A 25,942-nucleotide genomic window follows, 5' to 3' on the forward strand; every position below is an offset into this window, starting at 1 on the left:
CTTGCTTTTGCGCCAAATCGAATGTATGGGCACCCGCATTCCACACGTAAGGCATGGGATCGTCCGGGAGAAATCCGGACTGTTCCGCCCGGTGGCATTCTCGAAGAGGATGCTGTTCGCCTTGCGGAGGTTCAACCGGAAAAGGAGTAACAAGGCATGGCATTGCCTGATTTTTCTATGCGTCAGCTTCTTGAAGCAGGCGTCCACTTCGGCCACCAGACGCATCGCTGGAACCCGAAGATGAAGCCGTACATCTTCGGCGATCGCAACAACATTCACATCATCGATCTGGCCCAGACCGTTCCGATGCTGTCGCGCGCCCTTCAGGTCGTCAGCGACACCGTTGCCCGCGGCGGCCGTGTTCTCTTCGTCGGCACCAAGCGCCAGGCGTCTGAGATCATTGCCGACAGCGCCAAGCGCTCGGCCCAGTACTACGTCAACTCGCGCTGGCTCGGCGGCATGATGACGAACTGGAAGACCATCTCCAACTCGATCCAGCGTCTGCGCAAGCTCGACGAGATCCTGAACGGCGAAGCCCAGGGCTTCACCAAGAAGGAACGCCTGAACCTCGAGCGCGAACGTGAGAAGCTGGACAAGGCTCTTGGCGGTATCCGCGATATGGGCGGCACGCCCGACCTGATGTTCATCATCGACACCAACAAGGAAAAGATCGCGATCGACGAAGCCAAGCGCCTCGGCATCCCGGTTGTCGCCATCATCGATTCGAACTGCGATCCGGACCTGATCGACTATCCGATCCCGGGTAACGACGACGCATCGCGCGCCATCGCTCTTTACTGCGAGCTTATCTCCCGCGCCGCCATCGACGGCATCGCGCGTCAGCAGGGCTCTTCCGGCCGCGATCTCGGCGCATCCTCCGAAGTTCCGGTCGAGCCGGCTCTCGAGGAAGCAGCCGAAGGCTGATGAAAGCGGGCGGATCGAAAAGGTCCGCCAATGCTTACAGAGACTGGGAAAGGCCGCTCGCGACTCATCGAAGTTCGGCGGCCTTGCCTGTTTCAAGGGGAGGGCGTCAGGCTCTCCGTCCGATAAGTTTCGTTATGACGCGTCTTCATCACGCTGTCATACATACAGGTACATTTCGTGCCTCAATCCGGTGCCGAGCCGCGCTTTGCGGCCCACCGTATGAACCGATAAGAGGAAGCTAATGAGCGAGATTACGGCTGCAATGGTGAAGGAACTGCGCGAAAAGACCGGCGCAGGCATGATGGACTGCAAGAAGGCTCTTGCTGAAACCGGTGGCGACATGGAAGCGGCGATCGACTGGCTGCGCGCCAAGGGCATCGCCAAGGCCGACAAGAAGTCCGGCCGCACCGCTGCCGAAGGCCTCATCGGCGTTGCGAGCCAGGGCACCAAGGCCGTCGTCGTCGAAGTCAATTCCGAGACCGACTTCGTCGCCCGTAACGATGCCTTCCAGGAACTCGTCCGCGGCATCGCCAAGGTCGCCGCCTCGACCGACGGAACCGTCGATGCCGTTGCCGCTGCGACCTACCCGGCATCCGGCAAGTCCGTGTCCGACACGATCAAGGATGCGATCGCAACGATCGGCGAGAACATGAACCTGCGCCGTTCGGTCGCTCTCTCGGTCGAAGACGGCGTCGTCGCCACCTATATCCACAATGCTGTTTCCGACGGCCTCGGCAAGCTCGGCGTTCTCGTCGCGCTGAAGTCGACCGGTGACAAGGATGCCCTGAACGCCATCGGCCGTCAGGTCGCCATGCACATCGCCGCCACCGCGCCGCTGGCAATCCGCCCGGAAGAAGTCGATGCCGCTGTCGCCGAGCGCGAGCGCAACGTCTTCATCGAGCAGTCGCGCGCTTCCGGCAAGCCGGACAATATCATCGAGAAGATGGTCGACGGCCGCATGCGAAAGTTCTTCGAGGAAGTCGCCCTTCTCTCGCAGGCTTTCGTCATCAATCCGGATCTGACGGTCGCTGCCGCCATCAAGGAAGCTGAAAAGGCCGTCGGCGCGCCGATCGAAGTCGCAGGCATGGCCCGTCTTCTGCTCGGCGAAGGCGTCGAGAAGGAAGAGACCGACTTCGCGGCCGAAGTCGCGGCTGCCGTCAAGGGTTGATCTTCCAGCCATAATTGGGAAAACACGAAGGGCATCGCGTGACAACGCGGTGCCCTTCGTGTATCGGGCATTCACGGCAATTTACGAGGAGCCAAGATGTCTTTAGAGCCTGTCTATAAACGCGTTCTACTCAAGGCCTCCGGCGAAGCGCTCATGGGTGGCCAGGGTTTCGGGATCGATGTGACTGTGGCGGACCGCATCGCATCCGACATCGCCGAGGCACGGCATATGGGCGTGGAAGTCGGCGTCGTCGTCGGTGGCGGCAATATCTTCCGCGGTGTCGCGGTAGCGTCCAAGGGCGGCGACCGGGTCACCGGCGACCATATGGGCATGCTCGGCACCATCATCAATGCGCTGGCGCTGGCGACCTCGCTGCGCAAGTTGAATATCGATACGGTGGTGCTTTCGGCCATCTCCATGCCCGAGATCTGCGAGAGCTTTTCGCAGCGCGCGACCCTTTATCATCTGTCGATGGGACGCGTGGTGATTTTTGCCGGCGGCACCGGCAACCCCTTCTTCACCACCGATTCCGCCGCAGCACTTCGCGCCGCCGAAATGGGTGCGGAAGCGATCTTCAAGGGCACGCAGGTTGACGGCATCTACACCGCCGACCCGAAGAAATATCCTGATGCGACCCGCCTCGACCGGCTGACGCACCAGGAAGTGCTGGACAGGGGGCTGGCGGTGATGGACGTTGCCGCCGTGGCGCTGGCCAGAGAAAATTCCATTCCGATCATCGTCTTCTCGATCCACGAGAAGGGTGGTTTTGCTGAAATCTTGACGGGCGGTGGCCTCAAGACCATCGTCTCCGACAACTGATAAAGCTGCGCCGCGGTTTCGGCGCAGCCCTCGCTAGAACATGATGATTTTAGGCCCGTTTGGCCTGAAAGCTGAATCATGTTCTACATTAAATAGTAAGAGCATGATGTCGCCCGAAAACCGCTGACACTTTTCGGCATCATGCTCTGGACGGGAGCATCGACATGAGTGAAGGTATCGACATCAAGGAACTGAAGCGCCGCATGGACGGCGCGATTTCCGTATTCAAGGGCGACATCGCATCGCTGCGCACCGGCCGTGCTTCGGCCAACATTCTCGACCCGGTCACGGTCGAGGCCTATGGTTCGCGCATGCCGCTGAACCAGGTCGCCAACATCACCGTGCCTGAGCCGCGCATGCTGTCGGTTTCCGTCTGGGACAAGTCGATGGTCAGCGCCGTCGAGCGCGGCATCCGAGAATCCAATCTCGGCCTCAACCCGATCATCGACGGCCAGAACCTGCGCATTCCGCTGCCGGAGCTGAACGAGGAGCGCCGCAAGTCGCTCGTCAAGGTGGCGCACGACTATGCCGAAAAGAGCAAAGTGGCGATTCGCCATGTCCGCCGCGACGGCATGGACGGCCTTAAGAAAGCCGAAAAGGACGGCGTAATCGGCCAGGACGAGAGCCGGGCGCAGTCGGAACGTGTACAGAAGATGACGGACGAGACGATTTCCGAAATCGACCGCTTGCTTGGCGAGAAGGAAAAGGAAATCATGCAGGTCTAGTGGATCTGTGCCTTTGCCTGGAAAGACCGGACGGGAAATGTCGGAATCTGTATTTGTGACTGTGCCAGAGCATGTTGCCATCATCATGGACGGCAATGGCCGTTGGGCCAAGCAACGTGGCCTGCCGCGCACGATGGGCCATCGCAAGGGCGTCGAGGCGGTGCGTGAGACAGTCCGCGCCGCTGGTGCGGCCGGCATAAAATATCTGACCCTCTTTGCCTTCTCCTCGGAGAACTGGCGCCGGCCCGAAGCAGAGGTCTCCGATCTGCTCGGCCTGCTCAAGGCTTTTATCCGGCGCGACCTCGCCGAGCTTCATCGCCAGAACGTGCGGATCAAGGTGATCGGCGACCGCGACAGCCTGCGCAGCGACATTCTCGGCCTGCTGCTGGAGGCGGAGGAGACGACCAAGGACAACACGTCGCTGACGCTCGTCATCGCCTTCAACTATGGTTCGCGCGACGAGATCGCCCGCGCCGTCGTCAGCCTCGCCCGGGATGTCGAAGCCGGCCGCCTGAGAGCGCAGGATATTACGCCCGCCCTGATCAACGCCCGTCTCGATACGGCCGGCATCCCCGATCCGGATCTCATCATCCGCACCAGCGGCGAGGAGCGGCTTTCCAACTTCCTCCTCTGGCAGGCCGCCTATTCGGAATTCATCTTCCTTCCGGAATATTGGCCGGATTTCAGCCCCGAGATCTTCCGCTCGGCGCTCGATACATTCGCCTCTCGTGACCGGCGCTTCGGCGGCCTGTCGTCGCAGGCGGCCGCGGTCGGCACCTGATGCAGAGGGAATTGAAGCTCCGCATCGTTTCAGGACTGATTCTTGCGGCCATCGTTCTTGCCGCCACCTGGTATGGTGGCCTTGCCTTCCGTATCCTGGCGGTCGTGATCGGCCTGCTGATCTATTATGAATGGTCGAAAATGACAGGCATCGCGCGGGATTGGGTCGCCAATGCCGTCGGCTGGATCGGCGAGGCGGCGATTGCCTTTCTCGTGCTTGTCGGCAATTTCGAATTCGCCGCCGGCATGCTGGCCGGCGTCACCGCCGTCGGCATCGCCCTGATCATCCTGCAGGGCACGAGCCGCTGGTTGCCAGTGGGCCTGTTTTATGCCGGCGCCACCGGCCTGTCGCTTGCCGCGATCAGAAGCGATGACGGGCTTGGCCTTTACGCCATGCTCTTCGTCTTTGCTGTCGTCTGGGCAACCGATATCCTTGCCTATTTCGTCGGCAGGGCGCTCGGCGGGCCAAAGCTTGCCCCTTCGATCTCGCCCGGAAAGACCTGGTCGGGCGCAATCGGCGGCGCCGTTTCGGCGGTCGTAGCCGGCGTCGTTCTCGTCCATTTTCTCCTTCCGGGCGCTGAAATCATCGCCGCCGGCGTGGCATTGGTTCTCTCGGTTTGCAGCCAGTCGGGCGATCTTTTCGAATCGTTCATCAAGCGAAAATTCGGCGTCAAGGATTCGAGCCGTCTCATTCCGGGTCATGGCGGCGTCATGGACCGTGTCGACGGACTGATTTTCGCCTGTTTTTCGGCGTTCTTGCTTGCTGGGCTTTTTTCCCTGATAAAGGGGGCCGGAATGACGTCGCTTGGTGCGGCATTGTTCGGACTCTGACAACGCGGCAGTCTGACGGAAGGGACTCATGGAAACGATGAGCGGCATATACGCATTTCTGATGGGGAACATCGTTACCTTCATCCTCGTGCTGTCACTGCTCGTCTTTGTGCATGAGATGGGCCATTACCTCGTCGGGCGCTGGAGCGGCATTCGCATCCTTGCCTTTTCCGTCGGCTTCGGTCCGGAGATCTTCGGCTTCACCGACCGCCACGGGACACGCTGGAAGATTGCGGTAATCCCGCTTGGCGGCTACGTCCGGTTCTTCGGCGATGAGGATGCCTCGAGCAAGCCCGACACCGACAAGATCGCCGCCATGTCCGAGGAGGACAGGGCGCGCTCCTTTGCCGGCGCCAAGCTGTGGAAACGCGCTGCAACCGTCGCGGCTGGCCCGATCGCCAATTTTCTGCTGGCGATCGCCATCTTCACCATTCTTTTCTCGGTCTATGGCCGCACGATCGCCGATCCCGTCGTTGCCGAGGTCAAGCCAGACGGCGCAGCCGCTGCCGCCGGCATCCTTCCAGGCGATCTGCTGGTCGCCATCGACGGCGGCAAGGTCGAGACCTTCGACGACGTGCGCCGCTATGTCGGCATCCGCCCGAGCCAGAAGATCGTCGTGACGATCGAGCGCGCCGGCCAGAAGCTCGATGTGCCGATGGTGCCGCAGCGCGTAGACCAGACCGACCAGTTCGGCAACAAGGTCGAGCTCGGCCAGATCGGCATCGTCACCAGCCGGGAGGCCGGCAACTTCCGTCTGAAGACCTACACGCCGCTGGAGTCGTTGCAAGAGGCTGTGATTGAGACCCGTGACATTGTCACCGGCACCTTCAAATATATCGGCAACATCTTCAGCGGAACGATGCGCGCCGATCAATTGGGCGGGCCGATCCGCGTGGCGCAAGCTTCGGGCCAGATGGCGTCGCTTGGAATAGGCGCAGTGTTGCAGCTTGCGGCGGTGCTTTCTATTTCGATAGGATTGCTTAACCTGATGCCGGTTCCGGTACTTGATGGCGGCCACCTGATGTTCTATGCGGTGGAAGCGGTGAGGGGGAAACCGCTCGGCTCTTCGGCCCAGGAAATTGCATTTCGCATCGGCCTGGCGATGATACTGACATTGATGGTTTTCACGACCTGGAACGACATTGGCTCGTTAAGAGGGTAAACGAGCAAGGCGAGGCTAATTACTATTTATTTACGATGTTTCAAGGCTGTAGTGGCGAATGGGTCACGCTTGCAAATGAAGTAAACAGAAATTAACGACCTGCCTTGCTTGTATGTCAAAAGCGGGTAAAACGACACACGTGACCGGAATCGGGGTTTCCTGAAGCCGGGGACGAGGGAAACAAAAGGTAATGGGTGAAATGAAGGCTGGTTCAAAGTTTTTGAACGCAGTATCGGCGGTTGCGCTGTCTGCTAGTGTTGTTGCTTCGGGCGCAGGTGCTTTGACGTTCGTTTCCGCTACGGCCGCTGAGGCCGCGGTTATCCAGCGCATCGATGTGCGCGGCGCAAGCCGTGTCGGCGCGGAAGCCGTTCGGTCGAACCTCACCATCGCTCCCGGAAAGAGTTTTTCGAACAGCGATATCGATGCCTCGGTCAAGCAGCTCTACGGCACGGGTTACTTCTCCGACGTCAAGATCTCGGTTTCCGGAAGCACGCTGGTTGTCAACGTTCAGGAAGCCCAGCTGGTCAATCAGGTCGTCTTCAACGGCAACCGCAAGATCAAGGACGACAAGCTCGCGACGATCGTCCAGACCCACGCTGCCGGTCCCTACAGCGACACCCAGATCCAGGCCGACATTCAGTCGATCAAGGAAGCTTACGCTGCCACCGGCCGCAGCGAGGTCGAAGTCACGACGCAGGTGGTGCCGCTCGGCGAAGGCCGTGTCAACCTCGCCTTCGTCATCAACGAGGGCGACCGCACCAAGATCGATTCGATCAACTTCGTCGGTAACAATGCCTACAGCGCCGGCCGCCTGGCTGCCGTCATCGCCACCAAGCGTTCGAACTTCCTGTCGTTCCTGACTCGCAAGGATGTCTACAACGAAGACAAGCTCCACGCCGACGAAGAAGCGCTGCGCCAGTTCTATTACAATCGCGGCTACGCCGACATGCGCATCGTCTCTTCCGATGCCACCTTCGACGACGCGACCAACAAATACACGCTGACCTTCAACATCGAGGAAGGCCAGCGTTACGACTTCGGACCGGTGACCGTCCAATCGACCGTCGAAGGCGTCGGCTCAGAGCAGCTGCAGCCGCTGGTGCGCACCCGCGAAGGCCAGGTCTACAACGCCAAGGAAGTCCAGAAGTCGATCGAGGCGATCTCCGATCAGGTGGCGTCAGCCGGTTATCCCTTTGCGCGCGTCACGCCGCGCGGTAACCGCGACCTCAACAACAACACGATCGGTGTCGAATATCTGGTCGACCAGGGCGAGCGCGCCTATGTCGAGCGCATCGAGATCCGCGGCAACAGCCGCACGCGCGACTACGTCATTCGCCGCGAATTCGACATGAGCGAAGGCGATGCCTTCAACCAGCAGATGATCACCAAGGCCAAGCGTCGCCTCGAAGCGCTCGGTTACTTCTCTTCCGTCAATATCTCCACCCAGCCGGGCAGTTCGCCTGACCGTGTCGTGGTGGTCGTCGACGTGCAGGATCAGTCGACCGGTTCGTTCGGTGTCGGCGCGGGTTATGCCGCCGGCGGCGACGGCCTGCTGCTCGAAGCATCGATCGAGGAAAAGAACTTCCTCGGTCGTGGTCAGTACATCCGCATCTCGGCCGGTGGCGGCCAGGAAGGCTCACGCGCCTACGGCGTCAGCTTCACTGAACCCTATTTCCTCGGCTACCGTCTGGCGGCAGGCTTCGACGTCAACCGCAGCGAAACGTCGAGCAACGACGACTACGATTACGAAGAAACCAGCGTCGTCCTGCGTGTGACTGCGCCGATCACCGAAGATCTGGCGACGACCTTCCGTTATAACTACAAGCAGATGAAGTATGACGGCGATACCTCTGATCTTTCGGCGACCTACGCCAATCTGGTCGACGAGAGCCCGTGGACACGCTCTTCCGTCTCGCAGACGCTGACCTACAACACGCTTGACGACACCGTCCTGCCGCGTGAAGGCATCTATGCGACGGCGACGCACGAACTTGCCGGCCTCGGCGGCGACTCGCAGTTCTACAAGATCTACGGCAAGGCCCGTTATTACCACCTGCTCGCTGACGATGCCGATATCATCGGCTCGGTCTCCGCTTCGGCTGGTTATGTCGTTCCCTTGGGCGACCATCTGAACGTCTTCGACCAGTTCACGCTGACCAACGGCGATATTCGCGGCTTCGAGAACAAGGGTATCGGCCCGCGCATCCGCGGGGATCACGATGACCCGCTCGGTGGCACGACCTATTTCACGGCGTCTGCAGAAGCCACCTTCCCGATGCCGGGCTTCCCGCGTGACTTCAACCTGCGCGGCGCAGTCTTTGCCGATGCCGGTACGCTGTTCGGCAATGACGTCGAGCTTCTTGGGTCAGACCAGGCCGACGGTACCAGCGCTTCGCTGCGCGCCTCCGTCGGTGTCGGCGTCGTCTGGCAGTCTCCCTTCGGTGCATTGCGTCTGGATTACGCGATCCCGGTTCTCAAGGAAGACTTCGACAAGACGCAGAACTTCAAGTTTGGCATCAACAACCAATTCTGATATCGGCAGTCCGGAACTGTAAGACTCAATTCCGTTCTGGAGCATTGCCGATGGAGCAAAACGTTTTTTTTCTGCCCCATGAAGGTCTGAAGCTCGCTGAGCTGGCAGAGTTTCTTGGGGCAGAACTCGCCAATTCCGACCATGCCGATGTTGTCGTCAGGTCCGTTGCCCCCATCAGCCGGGCTCGGGCGGGAGACGTCTGCTATATCCTGTCGCGTCGTAACCGCGATGAACTGGCGACATGCGAGGCCTCGGCAGTGATCTGCGATAAGGCGCTCGCCGATCTCGTACCCCCCCATATCCCGGTCATCCTGTCGTCCAATCCACATGCGGCTTTCGCGATGGCGGGCGGCCTGTTTTATCCCGCGGCATTGCGCCCGGTCGTCTTTTCCGGTGAAAGCGAGATCGCGCCAAGCGCGGTGATCGATCCGAGCGCCAAGCTTGAAAAGGGCGTGATCGTCGAGCCGATGGCCGTCATCGGAGCGCATGCCGAGATCGGCGAAGGGACGCGCATCGGCGCCCAAAGCATCATCGGTCCGAATGTCAAGATTGGCCGGGATTGTTCGATTGCGGCCGGCGCCAGCATTCTCTGCGCGCTGCTCGGCAATGGCGTCATCATCCACAACGGCGCCCGCATCGGCCAGGATGGTTTCGGTTATGCGCCGGGCCCGCGCGGCATGATCAAGATCGTCCAGATCGGCCGAGTGATCATCCAGGATAATGTCGAGATCGGCGCCAACACCTCGATCGACCGTGGCACCATGGACGATACGGTCATCGGCGAAGGCACCAAGATCGACAACCAGGTACAGATCGGCCACAACGTTCAGATCGGCCGCCATTGCGCGATCGTTGCGCATGTCGGCATCGCCGGCAGCGCGAAGATCGGCAATGGCGTTCAGATCGGCGGCCAGGTCGGTATCAAGGGGCATGTGACGATCGGTGACGGCGTGCAGATCGCCGCCCAAAGCGGTATCATGACCGATCTTGCCGCCGGCGGACAATATGGTGGTACACCTGGGCGCCCGCTGAATGACTATCTGAGAGATGTCGCGCAACAGATGTCAAGGACGAAGCTGCGCGGGACGAAACCTGGAGGCAAGCAAAATGACTGAGGAAGCCACGACAACGCTTTCTTCGGCTGACATCATCGAGATCATGAAACTGCTGCCGCATCGCTACCCGTTTCTCATGGTCGACAAGATCATCGAGATTGACGGCGACAACACGGCGATCGGCATCAAGAACGTCACGGTGAACGAACCGCATTTCACCGGTCATTTTCCGGAATCTCCGATCATGCCCGGCGTTCTCCTGATCGAGGGCATGGCCCAGACCGCGGGTGCGATCTGTGCCAAGAAGGATGGCCAGCCAGGCAACCTCGTCTATTTCATGACCATCGAGAATGCGCGCTTCCGCAAGCCCGTTGTACCCGGCGATCGTGTTGAATTCCATGTCAGGAAGCACAAGCAGCGCGGCAATATCTGGAAATTCCATTGCGACGCCAAGGTCGACGGCGCACTTGTCGCCGAGGCCGATATCGGCGCGATGATCGTTCGTAAGGATCAGGCATGAGCACTATCGCCGAAAGCGCTCGCATTCATCCGATGGCTGTCGTCGAAGACGGCGCGACCATCGGTGAGGGCGTCAAGATCGGTCCCTTCTGCCATGTCGGGTCGCACGTCGTCCTGCATGCGAATGTCGAGCTTTTGTCGCATGCGGTCGTGACCGGCCGCACCGTGGTCGGCAAGGGCACACGCATCTTTCCGATGGCGGTCGTTGGCGGCGATCCGCAGAGCGTGCATCACGGCGGCGAGGAGACGACGCTGACGGTCGGCGCCAACTGCACGATCCGCGAGGGCGTGACGATGAATACGGGCACGGCCGATTTCGGCGGCCAGACGATCGTCGGCGACAATAACCTCTTCCTTGCCAATTCGCATGTCGCGCATGACTGCCGGGTGGGCAACCATGTGATCATGTCGAACAACGTCATGCTCGCCGGCCATGTCGTCATCGAAGATCGCGTCATCCTGGGCGGCGGCTCGGCCGTTCACCAGTTTACCCGCGTCGGCCGTCAGGCCTTCGTCGGGGGGCTGTCGGCAGTGAGTTACGACGTCATTCCGTACGGCATGCTGAACGGCAATCCCGGGCTGCTGAGCGGCCTCAACGTCGTCGGCATGACGCGCGCCGGCGTGGACCGCGCCGTCATTCACAGGGTGCGGCGCGCCTACAAGTCGATCTTCGAAGGACCGGGCTCCGTCCGCGAAAACGCCGCCGCCATCCGCGAAGAATATGCTGATTGCGAGCAGGCGGTCCACATCCTCGACTTCATCGCCGCCGACAGCGACCGCGCCTTGTCCTCGCCAACTCGGGGGCAGAAGGGCTAGTCCGTGACTCTTTCCGGCGATACCGCTGCGGGCCGGCTGGCGATCATCGCCGGCGGCGGCCTTCTGCCTTCCTATGTAGCCGAAGCTGCGCGCGCGGCGGGCGAAAATCCCGTCATCGTCGCGCTGAAGGACGAAAGCGACCGGCGCTGGGAAGGGTATGACCATGCCGTCATCGGCGTCGGCGATTTTGCAGCTCTCGAGGGCCTCTTGAACCGCTACGGCATCGGCCGTGTCGTCATGTCCGGCAGCGTGCGGCGCCGGCCGGAATGGCGCGAGGTGCGCCCGACGCTGCGCACTCTGATGAAGATGCCGGCCGTGATCCGCACCTTGCTGTCCGGTGGCGACGATACGGTGCTGCAGATGGTGATCCGGCTGATCGAGGGAAACGGCCGCCGGGTCGTCGGCGCTCATGAGATCGCTCCCGACCTTCTTGCCTACGTCGGTCCGCTTGGCGCTGCAGCGCCTGGCGAGGAAGACCGGCGCGATATCAGGCGCGCAGCCGATGCCGCTGAGATGCTGGGCCGGCTCGATGTCGGTCAGGGCGCCGTCGCCATCGGCGGGCGTATCGTCGCGCTGGAGGGTCTTGAGGGCACGGACGAGATGCTGGAGCGTGTCGCGGGTCTCAGAGCCGCCGGGCGCATCTCGCCGCGCCGCCGTGGCGCACTCGTCAAACTCTGCAAGCCGCAACAGGATATCCGCGCCGACTTGCCGGCGATCGGCGTTTCCACGGTTCTGAACGCGAGGAAAGCCGGCCTTGCCGGCGTCGCCGTCGAGGCCGGCCGCTCGCTGGTGCTCGATCGCGCCGCCGTCATCAAAGCCGCCGATGAGGCTGGGCTCTTCGTCTGTGGCATCGATCGCGGCCTGCCGGCATGGGGGCTTGAATGAACGGGGCGTCGCTGAAGATCGCCGTCATTGCCGGCGAGGTGTCGGGGGATCTGCTCGGTGCCGATCTCATCGCCGCCCTGAAGCGGGTTCATAGCGGACCGGTGGAGCTCGTCGGTGTCGGCGGCGAGGGGCTGCAGGCGGAAGGCTTGCGATCCCTGTTCGATTTCTCCGAGCTGTCGATCATGGGTATCACCCAGGTGCTGAGCCGGCTGCCAAAGCTCTATACGCTGATCCGCCAGACGACGGCTGCCATCATCGCCGCAAGGCCGGATATTCTTCTGATCATCGACAGCCCGGATTTCACCCATCGCGTCGCAAAGCGTGTCCGCATCGCTCTGCCGGATCTGCCGGTTGTCAATTATGTTTGTCCAAGCGTCTGGGCCTGGAAGGAATATCGCGCCACGCGCATGCTCGCCTATGTCGATCATGTGCTCGCCGTCCTGCCCTTCGAGCCGGCAACAATGCGTGCGCTCGGCGGGCCTGAGACCACCTATGTCGGCCATCGCCTGACCGCCGATCCGGCGCTGCTCGAAGTGCGGCAGCAGCGCGCCATGCGCGCACCCGTCGAGGGAGCCGGCAAGGCGATCCTGATGCTTCCTGGATCAAGATCCTCCGAAATCGCCAAACTGCTTCCGTTCTTCGAGGATGCGGCCAAAGAACTTGTCGCCCGCAACGGCCCGATGCGATTCCTGCTGCCGACCGTGCCGCACAACGAAGCGCTGGTGAAAGGGCTCGTCGCCGGCTGGGCCACGCCGCCGGAGGTGGCGGTCGGGCCGGCGCAGAAGTGGAAGGCCCTTGCCGAGGCGGATGCGGCGATGGCAGCTTCCGGCACGGTGATCCTCGAACTCGCCCTTGCCGGCGTGCCGACGGTGTCCGTTTACAAGACGGATTGGATTATCCGCCTGCTCGCCCGGCGCATCAAGGTATGGACGGGCGCATTGCCCAATATCATCGCCGATTATGCCGTCGTGCCGGAATATCTGAACGAGATCGTCCGCGGCGCCAGCCTGGCGCGCTGGATGGAGCGGCTGTCGGCCGACACGTTCCAATTGAAGGCGATGAACGAGGGTTATGATCTCGTCTGGCAACGCATGCAGACCGAAAAGCCGCCCGGCGAACACGCTGCCGAGATCCTTCTCGACGTGCTGAAAAAGAAAAAACCCGGTCGTTTCTGACCGGGTTTTCTTTTGGGTTCTTTCTGAAGCGATCAGCGCTTCGAAACCGGAATGTAGTCGCGCTTCGGTTCGCCGACATAAAGCTGGCGCGGACGGCCGATGCGCTGTTCCGGATCCTCGATCATCTCGTTCCACTGCGCGATCCAGCCGACGGTGCGGGCGAGCGCGAAGAGCACGGTGAACATGGTCGTGGGGAAGCCCAGCGCCTTCAGCGTGATGCCGGAATAGAAGTCGATGTTCGGATAGAGCTTCTTCTCGATGAAATATTCGTCGGTGAGCGCGATGCGCTCCAGCTCCATCGCCACTTCGAGCAACGGATCGTCCTTGATGCCGAGTTCGCCGAGCACTTCATGCGTCGTCTTCTGCATGATCTTGGCGCGCGGATCGTAGTTCTTGTAGACCCGGTGACCGAAGCCCATCAGGCGGAACGGATCATTCTTGTCCTTGGCGCGGGCGACATATTCCGGAATGCGGTCGACCGTGCCGATTTCCGTCAGCATGTTGAGGGCTGCTTCGTTAGCACCGCCGTGAGCGGGCCCCCAGAGGCAAGCAATGCCGGCGGCGATGCAGGCGAACGGGTTGGCACCCGATGAACCGGCGAGACGGACGGTCGAGGTCGAGGCGTTCTGCTCATGATCGGCATGCAGGATGAAGATGCGGTCCATGGCGCGGGAAAGCACCGGATTGACCACATATTCCTCGCAGGGCACAGCAAAGCACATGCGCAGGAAGTTCGAGGCATAGTCGAGGTCGTTCTTCGGATAAACGAAGGGTTGGCCGATATGGTATTTGTAGGCCATCGCGGCAAGCGTCGGCATCTTGGCGATCATGCGCAGGCTGGCGACCATGCGCTGGTGCGGATCGGTGATGTCGGTGGAGTCGTGATAGAAGGCCGACAGTGCGCCGACGCAGCCGCACATGACGGCCATCGGATGCGCATCGCGGCGGAAGCCGGTGAAGAAGCGGCTCATCTGCTCGTGTACCATGGTGTGGTGCGTAACGCGGTAATCGAAATCCTTCTTCTGCACGGTGGTCGGCAGTTCGCCGTAAAGCAGGAGATAGCAGACTTCGAGGAAGTCGCCATGCTCGGCGAGCTGCTCGATCGGATAGCCACGATGCAGCAGGACACCTTCGTCGCCGTCGATGTAGGTGATTTTCGATTCACAGGATGCGGTCGAGGTAAAACCCGGATCGTAGGTGAAGGAAGCGGTGTTCTTGTAGAGGGCACCGATATCGATGACGCTCGGGCCGATCGTGCCGCTTTTGACAGCAAGGTCGACAGACTTGTCACCGATTTTTATTGTAGCGCTTTGATCCGTCATGCTGATCCTCCGAAATGGCGGTGGCGCCATAAAAGCGCCATAGGGGTTAAGCGTCCTCACCGATAGCTATATGATCGCGAAGCTAATGCCAAGTTACTGTGATGGCATTTTGTGCAATGCGGTATCACCTTTTAGGCACTGCAGCGATGAGCCACACGCATATCGGAAGCCGATGATTCGACTGGTCTTTTGGGGCTCGCGATTTTGCCTCATATTTCAATCGATTATGCTTGCCGGATTTGATTGGAGGTTGCATTCTGACTGCCTTCGCAGCCGGGCTTGGGCGGTTCATGCAGGAGTTGACGTCAGTCGAATTGCGGCCGGAAACAGGCGAAGGCCTTGCCGGCTCCTCCAATTTTTCACCACCAGTCGTGGTGACGCGACCGGCAAGGACGCAGTCGGCAATACCATTGCGCCACCGGCTGCCGGCCGCAGCCTCGCACTTGCTGCGTGCCGGCATGCGCATGCTGGGCGAGGAGACGGACCATGGCCGCCTGCTGCTGTTCTCGCCGGTCTTCCTCGGCGCCGGGTCAGCCATCTGGTTTCTCGCGGCATCGGATTTTCCGCTCACTGCATCGCTGCTCTGCCTGTTGGTGCTGACCGTCGCAGTTCTCATCGCCAGCCGCAACCGGGCGGCATTGCGGGCAGCGCTGCTGGCGCTTTCGCTCGTGGCTTGCGGCATAGTCTCGGCGCAGTTCGAGAGCTGGCGGGCTTCGACCGTGATCCTCGATTCATCAGTGACGACGACGGTGACCGGCCGCGTCGAGCGGCGCGAAGGCGATGGTCGCGGCCGGTGGCGCTACATTCTTGCCGTCACCGGCACTGAAGCGCCTCAGGTCAAGCGGCCGCCGGAACGCATCACCGCCATCGCCCGCGGTGCGGACGCAGCCTTCGAGATCGGCGATATCATCACCGGCAGGGCGCGGCTGACGCCGCCGGCGGGCCCAGCACTTCCCGAGCTCAACGACTTCTCCTTCAGTGCCTATTTCGACGGCATCGGCGCCAACGGCTTCTTCTACGGTGCACCGACGAAGGTCGATGCGCAGGCAGGTCCGCAGGCTGCAAGATCGGCGGTGGAAGCGCTGCTCGAAGGGCTCTACCGGCTGCGCAGCGGCATTGGCGACCGGATAAGGTCGATCCTGCCCGGCGATACCGGCGCTTTTGCCGCCGCACTGGTGACGGACGAGCGGCGCGCCATCTCGGATGCGACGACGGAGGCACTACGCCAGTCCGGTCTGGCTCATATCATCGCCATCTCCGGTCTCAACATGGCGCTGTCGGCCGGCATCTTCTTCGTCGGCTTTCGGATGCTGCTCAGCATCTTTGCCGGTATCGCTGAGGCCTACCCGACGAAGAAGATCGCTGCCGCCGGCGCGCTCATCGCCGTTACTGCCTATTTCCTGATTTCGGGCTTTGCGGTCTCTGCCGAGCGCGCTTTCATCATGATGGCCATCATGTTGATTGCCGTCTTCTTCGACCGGCCGTCGATCAGCCTGCGCAATGTCGCGCTTTCCGCCCTCGTCATCATCCTCATTTCACCGTCCGAGGTCTTAGGTCCGAGCTTCCAGATGTCCTTTGCCGCGACATTGGCGCTGGTCTCGGGTTATCAGTTGTGGAAGGACCGGCGCGTCCGCGAAAACGCCTTTCTGAAGCTACCTATCATCAGGCCCGTCGTTACGGTTGCCGGTTTCTTCGGCGGCGTCTTCCTGACTTCGCTGATCGGCGGTTTTTCCACCGCGCTGTTTTCGATCGAGCATTTTCATCGCCTGACCGCCTACGGCCTGCCGGCAAACCTCGCGACGATGCCGATCATCTCCTTCATCGTCATGCCGGCCGGCTTGCTGGCGATGCTGCTCATGCCTTTCGGTCTGGATGTTTTGCCCTGGAAGGTCGTCGGATTCGGCCTCGATCTGGTGATCGCGGTCGCAAAGACGGTGTCCGGCTGGGATGGCAATATCGACGTCGGCCGCTTGCCCGCCTGGTATTTCGCGGTCGCCGTGGCAGGCTTTCTGCTGCTGACGCTGCTCCGCACCCGGCTGCGCCATATCGGCACATCAATCATCGCGGTCGCAACGCTCATCCTGTTGCTTCTACCGGTTCCCCGGCCGCCGGATCTGGTGATTTCGGAGGATGGCAGTCTCGTCGCGGTGGTCGAAGCGGCAGCAATGGCTTCCAACCGTGAAAGACCACCGGATTTCATCTTCGACCAGTGGCAGAGAGCCCTGGTCCTGCCGAGACATGATCCGCCGAAGATGCTGGATGGTCCTGCTATCCCGCAGGTAGGAGAAGACCGCCGCGTCAAGCTTTCCCGCGATCAGCAGAACGAAGCGAGGACAGCGATGCGGGCGGCCGCAGCGGCCGGTGAAGCAAACCGCTTTTCCTGCGTCAAGAGGGCCTGGTGCGCATCAAGGCTTGGCAATGGTCGTGTGGTTGCTGTCATCGACAATGCCGCCTATCTCGGCCCGGCATGCGACGCGGCCGATATCATCGTGACGTCGGTCCGCCTGCGTTTCAACAGCTGCCGCTCAGGTGCGACGCTCTTCACCGGCGAGACGCTGCGCAGGACCGGATCCATCGAGTTGCGCTTCGCGGACGCCGGCCTGGAGGTGGCAACCGCATTTGACGCATTGTCGCGACCATGGATGCGCCATCGCGCCTTTGACTGGCGCAGCAACAGCTTTACCGAATCCGGCCTAACCGATGTCAGTGATAGCGGCGAATGAGGCCGACGAGTTTGCCCTGCACCTTAACACGGTCTGGTCCGAAAATCCGGGTCTCGTAAGCCGGGTTGGCCGCTTCCAGTGCGATCGAGGCGCCCTTGCGGCGGAAGCGCTTGAGTGTCGCTTCTTCGTCATCGACGAGTGCAACAACAATGTCGCCAGGACTTGCGGTGCTGCCATTGCGGATGATCACGGTGTCGCCGTCGAAGATGCCGGCGTCGATCATCGAATCGCCCTTGACCTCCAGGGCATAATGTTCACCGGAACCGAGCATGTCGGCCGGAACGGCGATGTCGTGGGTGTTGTTCTGGATCGCCGAGATCGGCACACCGGCGGCGATTCTGCCCATGACCGGCACGGAAACCGAGTTGCCGTTGTCGGCGACGGGTTTTGCGGGAGCAGGGGCGGCGACCGGCTGAGGTTTGCCCAGGCTGCCTTCGATGACGCTCGGCGAAAAGCCGCGCCGCGGCTGGATGCTGGGGCTGTAGGCCTCCGGAAGCTTGATGACCTCGAGCGCACGGGCGCGGTTCGGTAGGCGGCGAATGAAGCCTCTCTCCTCGAGCGCCGTAATCAGGCGATGAATCCCGGACTTCGAGGCGAGGTCCAGAGCATCCTTCATTTCGTCGAAAGATGGCGGAACGCCGGATTCCTTCATGCGCTCATGAATGAAAAGGAGAAGCTCCTGTTGTTTGCGCGTGAGCATCGACGTTGTGACCTCGTGATTGAAACAAATCCAGAACAGACACTATATGTTCCATATGTGTTCCGCAAGTAGCTAAATTTCCGTAAAACTTGGCGCCAACTCGTTGAGATTTTTATTTTCATTCGCCGGATTGGCACAGAAGTCTTGCGTTGAGGGAAGCGCTGTCGCACATCTCTTGCCGTGTCAGGGAGGGATATCATGAACGAGCACTCCGCCAAACCGCACCCGCTGGATCATGTCGTGCTGCCGGTCGTCAATATCGATCTGGCGCGCGAGAGGCTCGGCAAGCTCGGCTTCACCGTTGCCCCCGATGCGCGCCATCCCTTCGGAACGGAGAATGCCTGCGTCTTCTTTGCTGACAAGACCTATCTGGAGCCGCTCGGGATTGCGAGCGTCGAGGAGAGCGAGGCGTCGGCGCGCCAAGGCAATGTCTTCACCGCCCGCAATCAGGCTTTCCGCTTCCGCTGCGGCGCGGAGGGGCTTTCGGGGCTGGCTTTTGGCAGCAAGGATGCCGGCATCGATCATCAGAATTTCGTCGGTAACGGATCGAGCGCCGGCGAGATGCTGCAGTTCACCCGGCCGATGACGATGCCGGACGGTTCTGAGACGATTGCCGGCTTCAAGCTGGCTTTTGCCGGCGATCTGCGCGCGCCTGATCTCCTGCTATTTACCGTCGAGCGCGTCAATCCGCTGCCGGCCGACCGCGCCGTGCTGGAGACGCATGCCAATGGCGTCACCGGCATAGTCGAGATAGCGCTTTGCGCGCCTGATGCTGCCGCCTTCGCTGCCTTCGTCAGCCTCGCCGTGGTGCAATCGGCAGTCGAGAAAACCGGTTTCGGCGTCAATATCCCGGCGTCGAATGCCAAAATCAGCCTGATGACGGCGGAAGGGTTGGAGGCCTATTTCGACATCGTCGGCTCATCCGCAGATCGTGGCCTGCGCGGCCGGGCAATCCTCTTCGCTGTCGCCGATCTTGCCGTGACAGAAGCGCATTTGGCTGCTAACGGGGTGACATACGCGCGCAAGAACAATCGCATTCTGGTGAAGCCCGCGCCCGGGCAGGGCACGCTCTTCGCCTTCGAGGAAACACGATGAGCACTGATACGAATTCCGAAGTCAGGATCGGCGAAGGCCAAGGCCAGGTCAGCTTTTCCAATACCGGCCGCCTGTCGCTGATTGCCGGTCCCTGCCAGATGGAGAGCCGCGACCACGCCTTCATGGTCGCCGGCACGCTGAAGGAGCTTTGCGGCAAGCTCGGCATCGGCCTCGTTTACAAGAGCTCCTTCGACAAGGCGAACCGCACCTCGCTGTCGGCCGAACGCGGTATCGGGATTGAAAAAGGCATGGAGGTCTTTGCCGACCTCAAAAAGGAGTTCGGCTTTCCCGTCCTGACCGACGTTCATACCGCCGAGCAATGCGCGGAGGTGGCAAAGGTCGTCGACGTCCTGCAGATCCCGGCCTTCCTCTGCCGCCAGACCGACCTTCTCATCGCCGCCGCCAAGACCGGCCGCGTCGTCAATGTCAAGAAGGGCCAGTTCCTCGCTCCCTGGGATATGAAGAATGTTCTGAAGAAGCTCAACGCCAGCGGCAATCCGAACGTGCTGCTTTGCGAGCGCGGCGCCTCCTTTGGTTACAATACGCTGGTTTCCGACATGCGCTCGCTGCCGATCATGGCGGCGATGGGTGCGCCCGTTGTCTTCGATGCGACCCATTCCGTAGCGCAGCCGGGCGGGCAGGGCGATTCCTCCGGCGGTCAGCGGGAATTCGTAGAAACCCTGGCGCGGGCAGCAGTGGCTGCCGGTATTGCCGGCGTCTTCGTCGAAACCCATCAGGACCCCGACAATGCCCCTTCCGACGGCCCGAACATGGTCTATCTCAAGGACATGCCGCGGCTTCTCGAAAAGCTGCTCGCCTTCGATGCGGTCGCCAAGGCTTGACGTTCAACAGTCTGACATGATCGTGCTATAGGCCACATCCGAACGCTGGTCCGAAGGCTATTGCAGCATTGTAATTTGCACGCCTTCGACTAAGACAGGTTTCGAACCATTTATCACCCACCGAGCAGGAAGAACCCATGACTGCAATCACCGATATCATCGCCCGCGAGATTCTCGATAGCCGTGGCAACCCCACCGTCGAAGTCGATGTCTATCTCGAAGATGGCAGCATGGGCCGCGCGGCCGTTCCCTCGGGCGCCTCGACGGGCGCGCATGAGGCGGTCGAACTGCGTGACGGCGGCAAGCGCTACCTGGGCAAGGGCGTCGAAAAGGCGGTCGAAGCCGCCAACACCGAGATCTTCGACGCGATCGGCGGCATCGACGCCGAAAACCAGATCCAGATCGACAACATCATGATCGAGCTGGACGGCACGCCGAACAAGTCGCGTCTCGGCGCCAACGCCATCCTTGGCGTGTCGCTCGCCGTCGCCAAGGCTGCCGCCCAGGCGTCCGGCCTGCCGCTCTACCGCTATGTCGGCGGTGCTTCCGCCAGCCTGCTGCCAGTGCCGATGATGAACATCATCAATGGTGGTGCCCATGCCGACAACCCGATCGATTTCCAGGAATTCATGATCCTGCCGGTCGGCGCCGATTCGATCGCCGAAGCCGTGCGCATGGGTTCGGAAGTCTTCCATACGCTGCGCAAGGAACTTGCCGCACAGGGCCATAACACCAATGTCGGCGATGAAGGCGGTTTCGCACCGGGCCTGAAGAGCGCGCCGGAAGCTCTCGACTTCATCATGAAGTCGATCGAGAAAGCCGGCTACAAGCCGGGCGACGACATGTGCCTCGGCCTCGACTGCGCCTCGACGGAATTCTTCAAGGACGGCAAATACGTTCTCGAAGGGGAAGGCCGCACGCTGGAATCGGGCGCCATGGCCGAATATCTGGCCGAACTCGCCGCCAAGTATCCGATCATCTCGATCGAGGACGGCATGGCCGAAGACGACTGGGATGGCTGGAAGACGCTGACCGACCTAGCCGGCAAGAAGACCCAGCTCGTCGGCGATGATCTCTTCGTCACCAACTCCGCCCGTCTTCGCGACGGTATCCGCATGGGCGTCGCCAACTCGATCCTCGTCAAGGTCAACCAGATCGGCACGCTGACGGAGACGCTTGATGCCGTCAACACGGCGCACAAGGCGGCCTATACCGCCGTCATGTCCCACCGCTCCGGCGAGACCGAAGATTCGACCATCGCCGATCTCGCGGTCGCCACCAACTGCGGTCAGATCAAGACCGGCTCGCTGTCGCGCTCCGACCGTCTTGCCAAGTACAATCAGCTGATCCGTATCGAAGAGGGCCTCGGCCCGCAGGCCCAGTATGCCGGCCGCTCGATCGTTCGCGGCTGATCGGATCTGATTTTCAACGGCTTGACCCGCGCCTTCCCGGCGCGGGTTTTTTGTTGCCCGTTTTTTAGAGTCAACGAACGGTTAATCTCTGCACGTTAGATTGAACGAATTGGTAATGCGTTCAAGAGCATGCGTGTATGTGGACAAAGCATCATAAGAAGAGAAAGATCGGTCGCTTCGTCATTCCGGCCATGACGGTCGCCTTCCTCTCCTATTTCGGTTATCATTGCATCCATGGCGATTACGGCCTGCGCGCAACGGAGACGTTCGAGCATCAGCGTGTCGCGCGTGAAAAAGAGCTTGCGATCTTGAAGGCGAAGCGCGAACATCTGGAAAATCAGGTCGCGCTCTTGAGTGACGGGTCGCTCGATAAGGATATGTTGGACGAAAAAGCGCGTTATCAGCTCAACATGTCGCGCGCCGACGAGATCGTCGTATTCAATCATTATTCCAATTAACCGGAAACAGGTTAATTGGAATTTTCAATGTTTTTCCAATAATTTAGCACCGAATACGAGCCATGCAATTATGGCATTGCTGTGCTCATATTTCTTCCCTATGGTACGCGCCACCAAGAAACGACAAACCCATAGGGAGGGTTGAATGGCGCCGCGAAAGACCGCGACCGTTTCCAGCCGCAAAACTGCAGCAAAACCGGCAGCCAAAGCATCGAATGGAGGCCCGGTAGCCGACTTCGATCGCAATGAAGAGCTGAAGGCCTATCGCGAGATGCTGCTGATCCGCCGCTTCGAGGAGAAGGCCGGCCAGCTTTACGGCATGGGGTTCATCGGCGGCTTTTGTCACCTCTACATCGGTCAGGAAGCTGTCGTCGTCGGCATGCAGATGGCGCAGAAGGATGGCGACCAGGTCATCACCGCCTATCGCGACCACGGTCATATGCTGGCAACCGGCATGGAAGCGCGTGGCGTCATGGCGGAACTGACCGGGCGCCGCAGCGGCTATTCCCACGGCAAGGGCGGCTCGATGCACATGTTCTCGAAAGAGAAGCATTTCTACGGCGGTCACGGCATCGTCGGTGCCCAGGTCTCGCTCGGAACGGGTCTTGCCTTCGCAAACCGCTACCGCGGCAATGACAATGTCTCCATCGCCTATTTCGGCGACGGCGCTGCCAACCAGGGCCAGGTCTACGAGAGCTTCAACATGGCTGCTCTCTGGAAGCTGCCGATCGTCTACATCGTCGAGAACAACCGTTACGCCATGGGCACCTCGACTGCCCGCGCCACCGCGCAGTCGAATTACTCGCTTCGCGGATCCGGTTTCGGCATCCCCGGCATTCAGGTCGATGGCATGGACGTCCGCGCCGTCAAGGCGGCCGCCGACGAGGCGCTCGAGCATTGCCGTTCCGGCAAGGGTCCGATCATTCTCGAAATGCTGACCTATCGTTATCGCGGTCACTCGATGTCCGACCCGGCGAAGTATCGCTCCAAGGACGAAGTGCAGAAGATGCGCTCCGAGCATGACCCGATCGAACAGGTCAAGGCACGCCTCGTCGAAAAGGGCTGGGCTTCCGAAGACGATCTGAAGGCGATCGACAAGGATGTTCGCGACATCGTCGCCGATAGCGCCGATTTCGCCCAGGCCGATCCGGAGCCGGATGCATCCGAGCTCTATACCGACATTCTGCTCTAATCGGGGAGGGAACCCATGCCTATCGATATCCTCATGCCCGCCCTCTCTCCGACCATGGAAGAAGGCACACTGTCCAAATGGCTGAAGCAGGAAGGTGACAAGGTCACCTCCGGCGACGTGATTGCCGAAATCGAAACCGACAAGGCGACGATGGAAGTCGAAGCCGTTGACGAAGGCGTCATCGGCAAGCTTCTGGTTCCTGCCGGAACCGAAGGCGTCAAGGTGAACGCCAAGATCGCCGTTCTCCTGCAGGACGGTGAATCCGCATCCGACATGTCTGCGTCCGCTCCGGCAGCAGCGCCGGCTGCTGCACCGCAGGCCGCGCAGGAGGAAAAGCCGGCTGCCGCAACTCCGGCATCCGCACCCGTTCCCGCCGAGCCGAAAGCCCAGGTGCAGAACGATCCGGAAATCCCGGCCGGCACCGAAATGGTGTCGACGACCGTGCGCGAAGCGCTTCGTGACGCCATGGCCGAGGAAATGCGCACCGACGAAAACGTCTTCGTCATGGGCGAGGAAGTCGCCGAATATCAGGGCGCCTACAAGGTCACGCAGGGCCTGCTGCAGGAATTCGGCCCCCGCCGCGTCGTCGATACGCCGATCACCGAGCATGGCTTTGCCGGCGTCGGCGTCGGTGCAGCCATGGCCGGCCTTCGCCCGATCGTCGAGTTCATGACCTTCAACTTCGCCATGCAGGCGATCGACCAGATCATCAACTCCGCTGCCAAGACGCTTTATATGTCCGGCGGCCAGATGGGCGCTCCGATCGTCTTCCGCGGCCCGAATGGTGCAGCGGCCCGTGTCGGCGCCCAGCACAGCCAGGATTATGCAGCCTGGTACAGCGCCATTCCCGGCCTGAAGGTCGTCATGCCCTACACGGCATCTGATGCCAAGGGCCTGCTGAAGGCTGCGATCCGCGATCCGAACCCGGTCATCTTCCTCGAAAACGAAATTCTCTACGGCCAGCACTTCGATGTGCCGAAGCTCGATAATTTCGTTCTGCCGATCGGCAAGGCCCGCATCCATCGTCCCGGCAAGGACGTCACCGTGGTCTCCTTCGGCATCGGCATGACCTATGCGATCAAGGCTGTCGCCGAACTCGAAAAGCTCGGCATCGATGTCGAACTGATCGACCTTCGCACTATCCGCCCGATGGACCTGCCGGCTGTTATCGAATCGGTGAAGAAAACCGGACGTCTCGTCACCGTCGAGGAAGGCTATCCGCAGTCCTCCGTCGGCACCGAAATCGCCACCCGCGTCATGCAGCAGGCCTTCGACTATCTCGATGCGCCGATCCTGACGATCGCAGGCAAGGACGTTCCGATGCCTTACGCCGCCAATCTCGAAAAGCTCGCCCTTCCGAACGTCGGCGAAGTGGTCGATGCGGTGAAGGCTGTTTGCTACAAATAAGGGGAGGGTGTTTCGATGCCGATCAATATCACGATGCCCGCCCTCTCTCCGACCATGGAGGAAGGCAACCTTTCCAAATGGCTGGTCAAGGAAGGCGACAAGGTCAAGTCTGGCGATGTGATCGCCGAGATCGAGACCGACAAGGCGACGATGGAAGTCGAAGCCGTCGATGAAGGCACGGTCGCCAAGCTCGTCGTTGCCGCCGGCACCGAAGGCGTCAAGGTCAATGCGCTGATTGCGGTTCTCGCCGCCGATGGCGAGGATGTCTCCGCTGCCGCAAGCAGTGCGGGTTCCGCTGCTCCGGCACCGAAAGCTGACGGTGCAGCCGCGCCGAAGGCCGAAGCTGCACCGGCTCCGGCCCAGTCTACTCCGGCTGCGGCACCTGTAGCCGCCGCTGCACCCGCATCGGTGTCATCTGATGGCAGCCGCGCCTTCTCTTCGCCGCTTGCCCGCAGGCTGGCCAAGAAAGCCGGTATCGACCTTTCGGCAGTCGCAGGCTCCGGCCCGCACGGCCGCGTCGTCAAGAGCGACATCGAAGCCGCCCTTGCCGGCGGCGGCGCCAAGGCCGCAGCCCCCGCCGCTGCTGCTTCCGCTCCGCAAGCCTCCGCAGCTCCGGCTCCGGCCGCCGCTGCCCCGAAGGGCGCTTCCGAAGAAGCCGTGCTCAAGCTCTTCGAACCGGGCTCCTACGAGCTCGTGCCGCATGACGGCATGCGCAAGACGATCGCCAGGCGCCTGGTCGAATCCAAGCAGACGATCCCGCATTTCTACGTCAGCGTCGATTGCGAACTCGATGCGCTTCTGGCGCTGCGTGCCCAGCTGAACGATGCGGCTCCGCGCAAGGATAACGCTCCGGCCTACAAGCTCTCGGTCAACGACATGGTCATCAAGGCCATGGCGCTGTCGCTGCGCGACGTTCCGGATGCGAACGTCTCCTGGACCGACAACAACATGATCAAGCACAAGCATGCCGATGTCGGCGTTGCTGTCTCGATCCCCGGCGGCCTGATCACGCCGATCATCCGCAAGGCCGAGGAAAAGACCCTGTCGACGATCTCCAACGAGATGCGCGATCTCGGCAAGCGGGCCAAGGACCGCAAGCTGAAGCCTGAGGAATATCAGGGCGGCACCAGTTCGGTCTCGAACATGGGCATGATGGGCGTGAAGAACTTCGCAGCCGTGGTCAACCCGCCGCATGCGACGATCCTCGCGGTCGGCGCCGGCGAACAGCGGGTCGTCGTCAAGAAGGGCGAGATGGCGATTGCGACCGTGATGTCCGTCACGCTCTCGACGGACCATCGCTGCGTCGATGGCGCGCTCGGCGCCGAGCTGCTCCAGGCCTTCAAGGGCTACATCGAAAACCCGATGGGCATGCTTGTCTGATAGCGTCGCGGAGGCGGAA

At 61.1% G+C, this 25,942-nt stretch carries 23 protein-coding genes; 21 read left to right on the forward strand and 2 right to left on the reverse strand.

Translation table 11 applies throughout. The features are described 5' to 3' along the window. Positions 1 to 156: 156 nt before the first annotated feature. The 13 genes from rpsB (at position 157) to lpxB (ending at position 13,392) form a co-directional block, all read left to right on the forward strand. Positions 157 to 924: a 30S ribosomal protein S2 gene (gene rpsB, locus AC25BC_RS08865; RefSeq protein ID WP_003539287.1), complete on the forward strand. Its 768-nt coding sequence runs from the start codon at positions 157 to 159 to the stop codon at positions 922 to 924. A gap of 241 nt (positions 925 to 1,165) precedes the next feature. After that, positions 1,166 to 2,092: a translation elongation factor Ts gene (gene tsf, locus AC25BC_RS08870; RefSeq protein ID WP_012757313.1), complete on the forward strand. Its 927-nt coding sequence runs from the start codon at positions 1,166 to 1,168 to the stop codon at positions 2,090 to 2,092. A 96-nt stretch (positions 2,093 to 2,188) separates the two neighbouring features. Then, on the forward strand, positions 2,189 to 2,911 hold the full coding sequence (gene pyrH / locus AC25BC_RS08875; RefSeq protein ID WP_003539289.1) for a UMP kinase: 723 nt from the start codon (positions 2,189 to 2,191) through the stop codon (positions 2,909 to 2,911). Positions 2,912 to 3,075: 164 nt separating this feature from the next. Then, on the forward strand, positions 3,076 to 3,636 hold the full coding sequence (gene frr, locus AC25BC_RS08880) for a ribosome recycling factor (protein WP_011651816.1): 561 nt from the start codon (positions 3,076 to 3,078) through the stop codon (positions 3,634 to 3,636). A gap of 37 nt (positions 3,637 to 3,673) precedes the next feature. After that, positions 3,674 to 4,417 (forward strand): isoprenyl transferase, encoded by a 744-nt coding sequence (locus AC25BC_RS08885; protein ID WP_012757314.1) that lies wholly within the window; start codon positions 3,674 to 3,676, stop codon positions 4,415 to 4,417. After that, positions 4,417 to 5,247, forward strand: coding sequence for a phosphatidate cytidylyltransferase (locus tag AC25BC_RS08890; RefSeq protein ID WP_012757315.1), 831 nt, complete (start codon positions 4,417 to 4,419; stop codon positions 5,245 to 5,247). Before AC25BC_RS08885 ends, AC25BC_RS08890 begins: the two co-directional genes overlap by 1 nt. Positions 5,248 to 5,275: 28 nt before the next feature. Then, complete coding sequence (gene rseP, locus AC25BC_RS08895; protein WP_128439367.1) at positions 5,276 to 6,409, forward strand: RIP metalloprotease RseP; 1,134 nt, start codon at positions 5,276 to 5,278, stop codon at positions 6,407 to 6,409. Positions 6,410 to 6,608: 199 nt separating this feature from the next. Then, positions 6,609 to 8,942 carry an outer membrane protein assembly factor BamA gene (gene bamA, locus AC25BC_RS08900; RefSeq protein ID WP_032996633.1) on the forward strand — a complete coding sequence of 778 codons (2,334 nt, stop codon included), beginning with the start codon at positions 6,609 to 6,611 and terminating at the stop codon, positions 8,940 to 8,942. A 50-nt stretch (positions 8,943 to 8,992) separates the two neighbouring features. Continuing rightward, positions 8,993 to 10,057 (forward strand): UDP-3-O-(3-hydroxymyristoyl)glucosamine N-acyltransferase, encoded by a 1,065-nt coding sequence (gene lpxD, locus AC25BC_RS08905; protein ID WP_012757318.1) that lies wholly within the window; start codon positions 8,993 to 8,995, stop codon positions 10,055 to 10,057. Further along, a complete protein-coding gene (fabZ, locus tag AC25BC_RS08910; protein WP_003539296.1) occupies positions 10,050 to 10,517 on the forward strand; it encodes a 3-hydroxyacyl-ACP dehydratase FabZ in 468 nt (155 codons plus the stop codon). The genes lpxD and fabZ overlap by 8 nt, the downstream gene beginning before the upstream one ends. Next, a complete protein-coding gene (lpxA, locus tag AC25BC_RS08915) occupies positions 10,514 to 11,332 on the forward strand; it encodes an acyl-ACP--UDP-N-acetylglucosamine O-acyltransferase (protein WP_003559078.1) in 819 nt (272 codons plus the stop codon). Before fabZ ends, lpxA begins: the two co-directional genes overlap by 4 nt. A gap of 3 nt (positions 11,333 to 11,335) precedes the next feature. Continuing rightward, a complete protein-coding gene (locus AC25BC_RS08920; protein WP_003559080.1) occupies positions 11,336 to 12,217 on the forward strand; it encodes an LpxI family protein in 882 nt (293 codons plus the stop codon). Next, positions 12,214 to 13,392: a lipid-A-disaccharide synthase gene (gene lpxB, locus AC25BC_RS08925; RefSeq protein WP_012757319.1), complete on the forward strand. Its 1,179-nt coding sequence runs from the start codon at positions 12,214 to 12,216 to the stop codon at positions 13,390 to 13,392. The genes AC25BC_RS08920 and lpxB overlap by 4 nt, the downstream gene beginning before the upstream one ends. 32 nt (positions 13,393 to 13,424) lie before the next feature. Here lpxB and gltA read toward each other — a convergent pair whose 3' ends face one another. Next, the gene (gene gltA, locus AC25BC_RS08930; protein WP_012757320.1) at positions 13,425 to 14,714 is read right to left on the reverse strand and encodes a citrate synthase; all 1,290 of its coding nucleotides are present in this window, start codon (positions 14,712 to 14,714) and stop codon (positions 13,425 to 13,427) included. Positions 14,715 to 15,004: 290 nt separating this feature from the next. On the opposite strand from gltA, the gene AC25BC_RS08935 reads away from it, so the two are divergent. Further along, positions 15,005 to 17,437, forward strand: coding sequence for a ComEC/Rec2 family competence protein (locus AC25BC_RS08935; protein ID WP_128439368.1), 2,433 nt, complete (start codon positions 15,005 to 15,007; stop codon positions 17,435 to 17,437). On the opposite strand, the gene lexA is transcribed toward AC25BC_RS08935, so the two are convergent. After that, complete coding sequence (lexA, locus tag AC25BC_RS08940; protein ID WP_012757322.1) at positions 17,418 to 18,137, reverse strand: transcriptional repressor LexA; 720 nt, start codon at positions 18,135 to 18,137, stop codon at positions 17,418 to 17,420. The genes AC25BC_RS08935 and lexA overlap by 20 nt on opposite strands. 198 nt (positions 18,138 to 18,335) lie before the next feature. Here lexA and AC25BC_RS08945 point away from each other — a divergent pair, with 198 nt between their 5' ends. The 7 genes from AC25BC_RS08945 to AC25BC_RS08975 all read left to right on the forward strand — a co-directional run bounded on the left by AC25BC_RS08945 (position 18,336) and on the right by AC25BC_RS08975 (position 25,923). Continuing rightward, positions 18,336 to 19,232, forward strand: coding sequence for a VOC family protein (locus AC25BC_RS08945; protein ID WP_012757323.1), 897 nt, complete (start codon positions 18,336 to 18,338; stop codon positions 19,230 to 19,232). Beyond that, positions 19,229 to 20,074: a 3-deoxy-8-phosphooctulonate synthase gene (kdsA, locus tag AC25BC_RS08950; protein ID WP_012757324.1), complete on the forward strand. Its 846-nt coding sequence runs from the start codon at positions 19,229 to 19,231 to the stop codon at positions 20,072 to 20,074. Before AC25BC_RS08945 ends, kdsA begins: the two co-directional genes overlap by 4 nt. Positions 20,075 to 20,211: 137 nt before the next feature. Then, the gene (gene eno / locus AC25BC_RS08955; RefSeq protein WP_012757325.1) at positions 20,212 to 21,486 is read left to right on the forward strand and encodes a phosphopyruvate hydratase; all 1,275 of its coding nucleotides are present in this window, start codon (positions 20,212 to 20,214) and stop codon (positions 21,484 to 21,486) included. Between the two features lie 137 nt (positions 21,487 to 21,623). Continuing rightward, complete coding sequence (locus AC25BC_RS08960) at positions 21,624 to 21,944, forward strand: FtsB family cell division protein (protein ID WP_012757326.1); 321 nt, start codon at positions 21,624 to 21,626, stop codon at positions 21,942 to 21,944. 145 nt (positions 21,945 to 22,089) lie between these two features. Beyond that, a complete protein-coding gene (gene pdhA, locus AC25BC_RS08965; protein WP_012757327.1) occupies positions 22,090 to 23,136 on the forward strand; it encodes a pyruvate dehydrogenase (acetyl-transferring) E1 component subunit alpha in 1,047 nt (348 codons plus the stop codon). 15 nt (positions 23,137 to 23,151) lie between these two features. Beyond that, the gene (locus tag AC25BC_RS08970; protein WP_012757328.1) at positions 23,152 to 24,543 is read left to right on the forward strand and encodes a pyruvate dehydrogenase complex E1 component subunit beta; all 1,392 of its coding nucleotides are present in this window, start codon (positions 23,152 to 23,154) and stop codon (positions 24,541 to 24,543) included. Positions 24,544 to 24,558: 15 nt separating this feature from the next. Further along, positions 24,559 to 25,923, forward strand: a complete 1,365-nt coding sequence (locus tag AC25BC_RS08975; protein ID WP_128439369.1) for a pyruvate dehydrogenase complex dihydrolipoamide acetyltransferase — start codon at positions 24,559 to 24,561, stop codon at positions 25,921 to 25,923. The last annotated feature ends 19 nt before the right edge of the window (positions 25,924 to 25,942 follow it).

Source organism: Rhizobium sp. WSM409 (genome assembly GCF_057653825.1).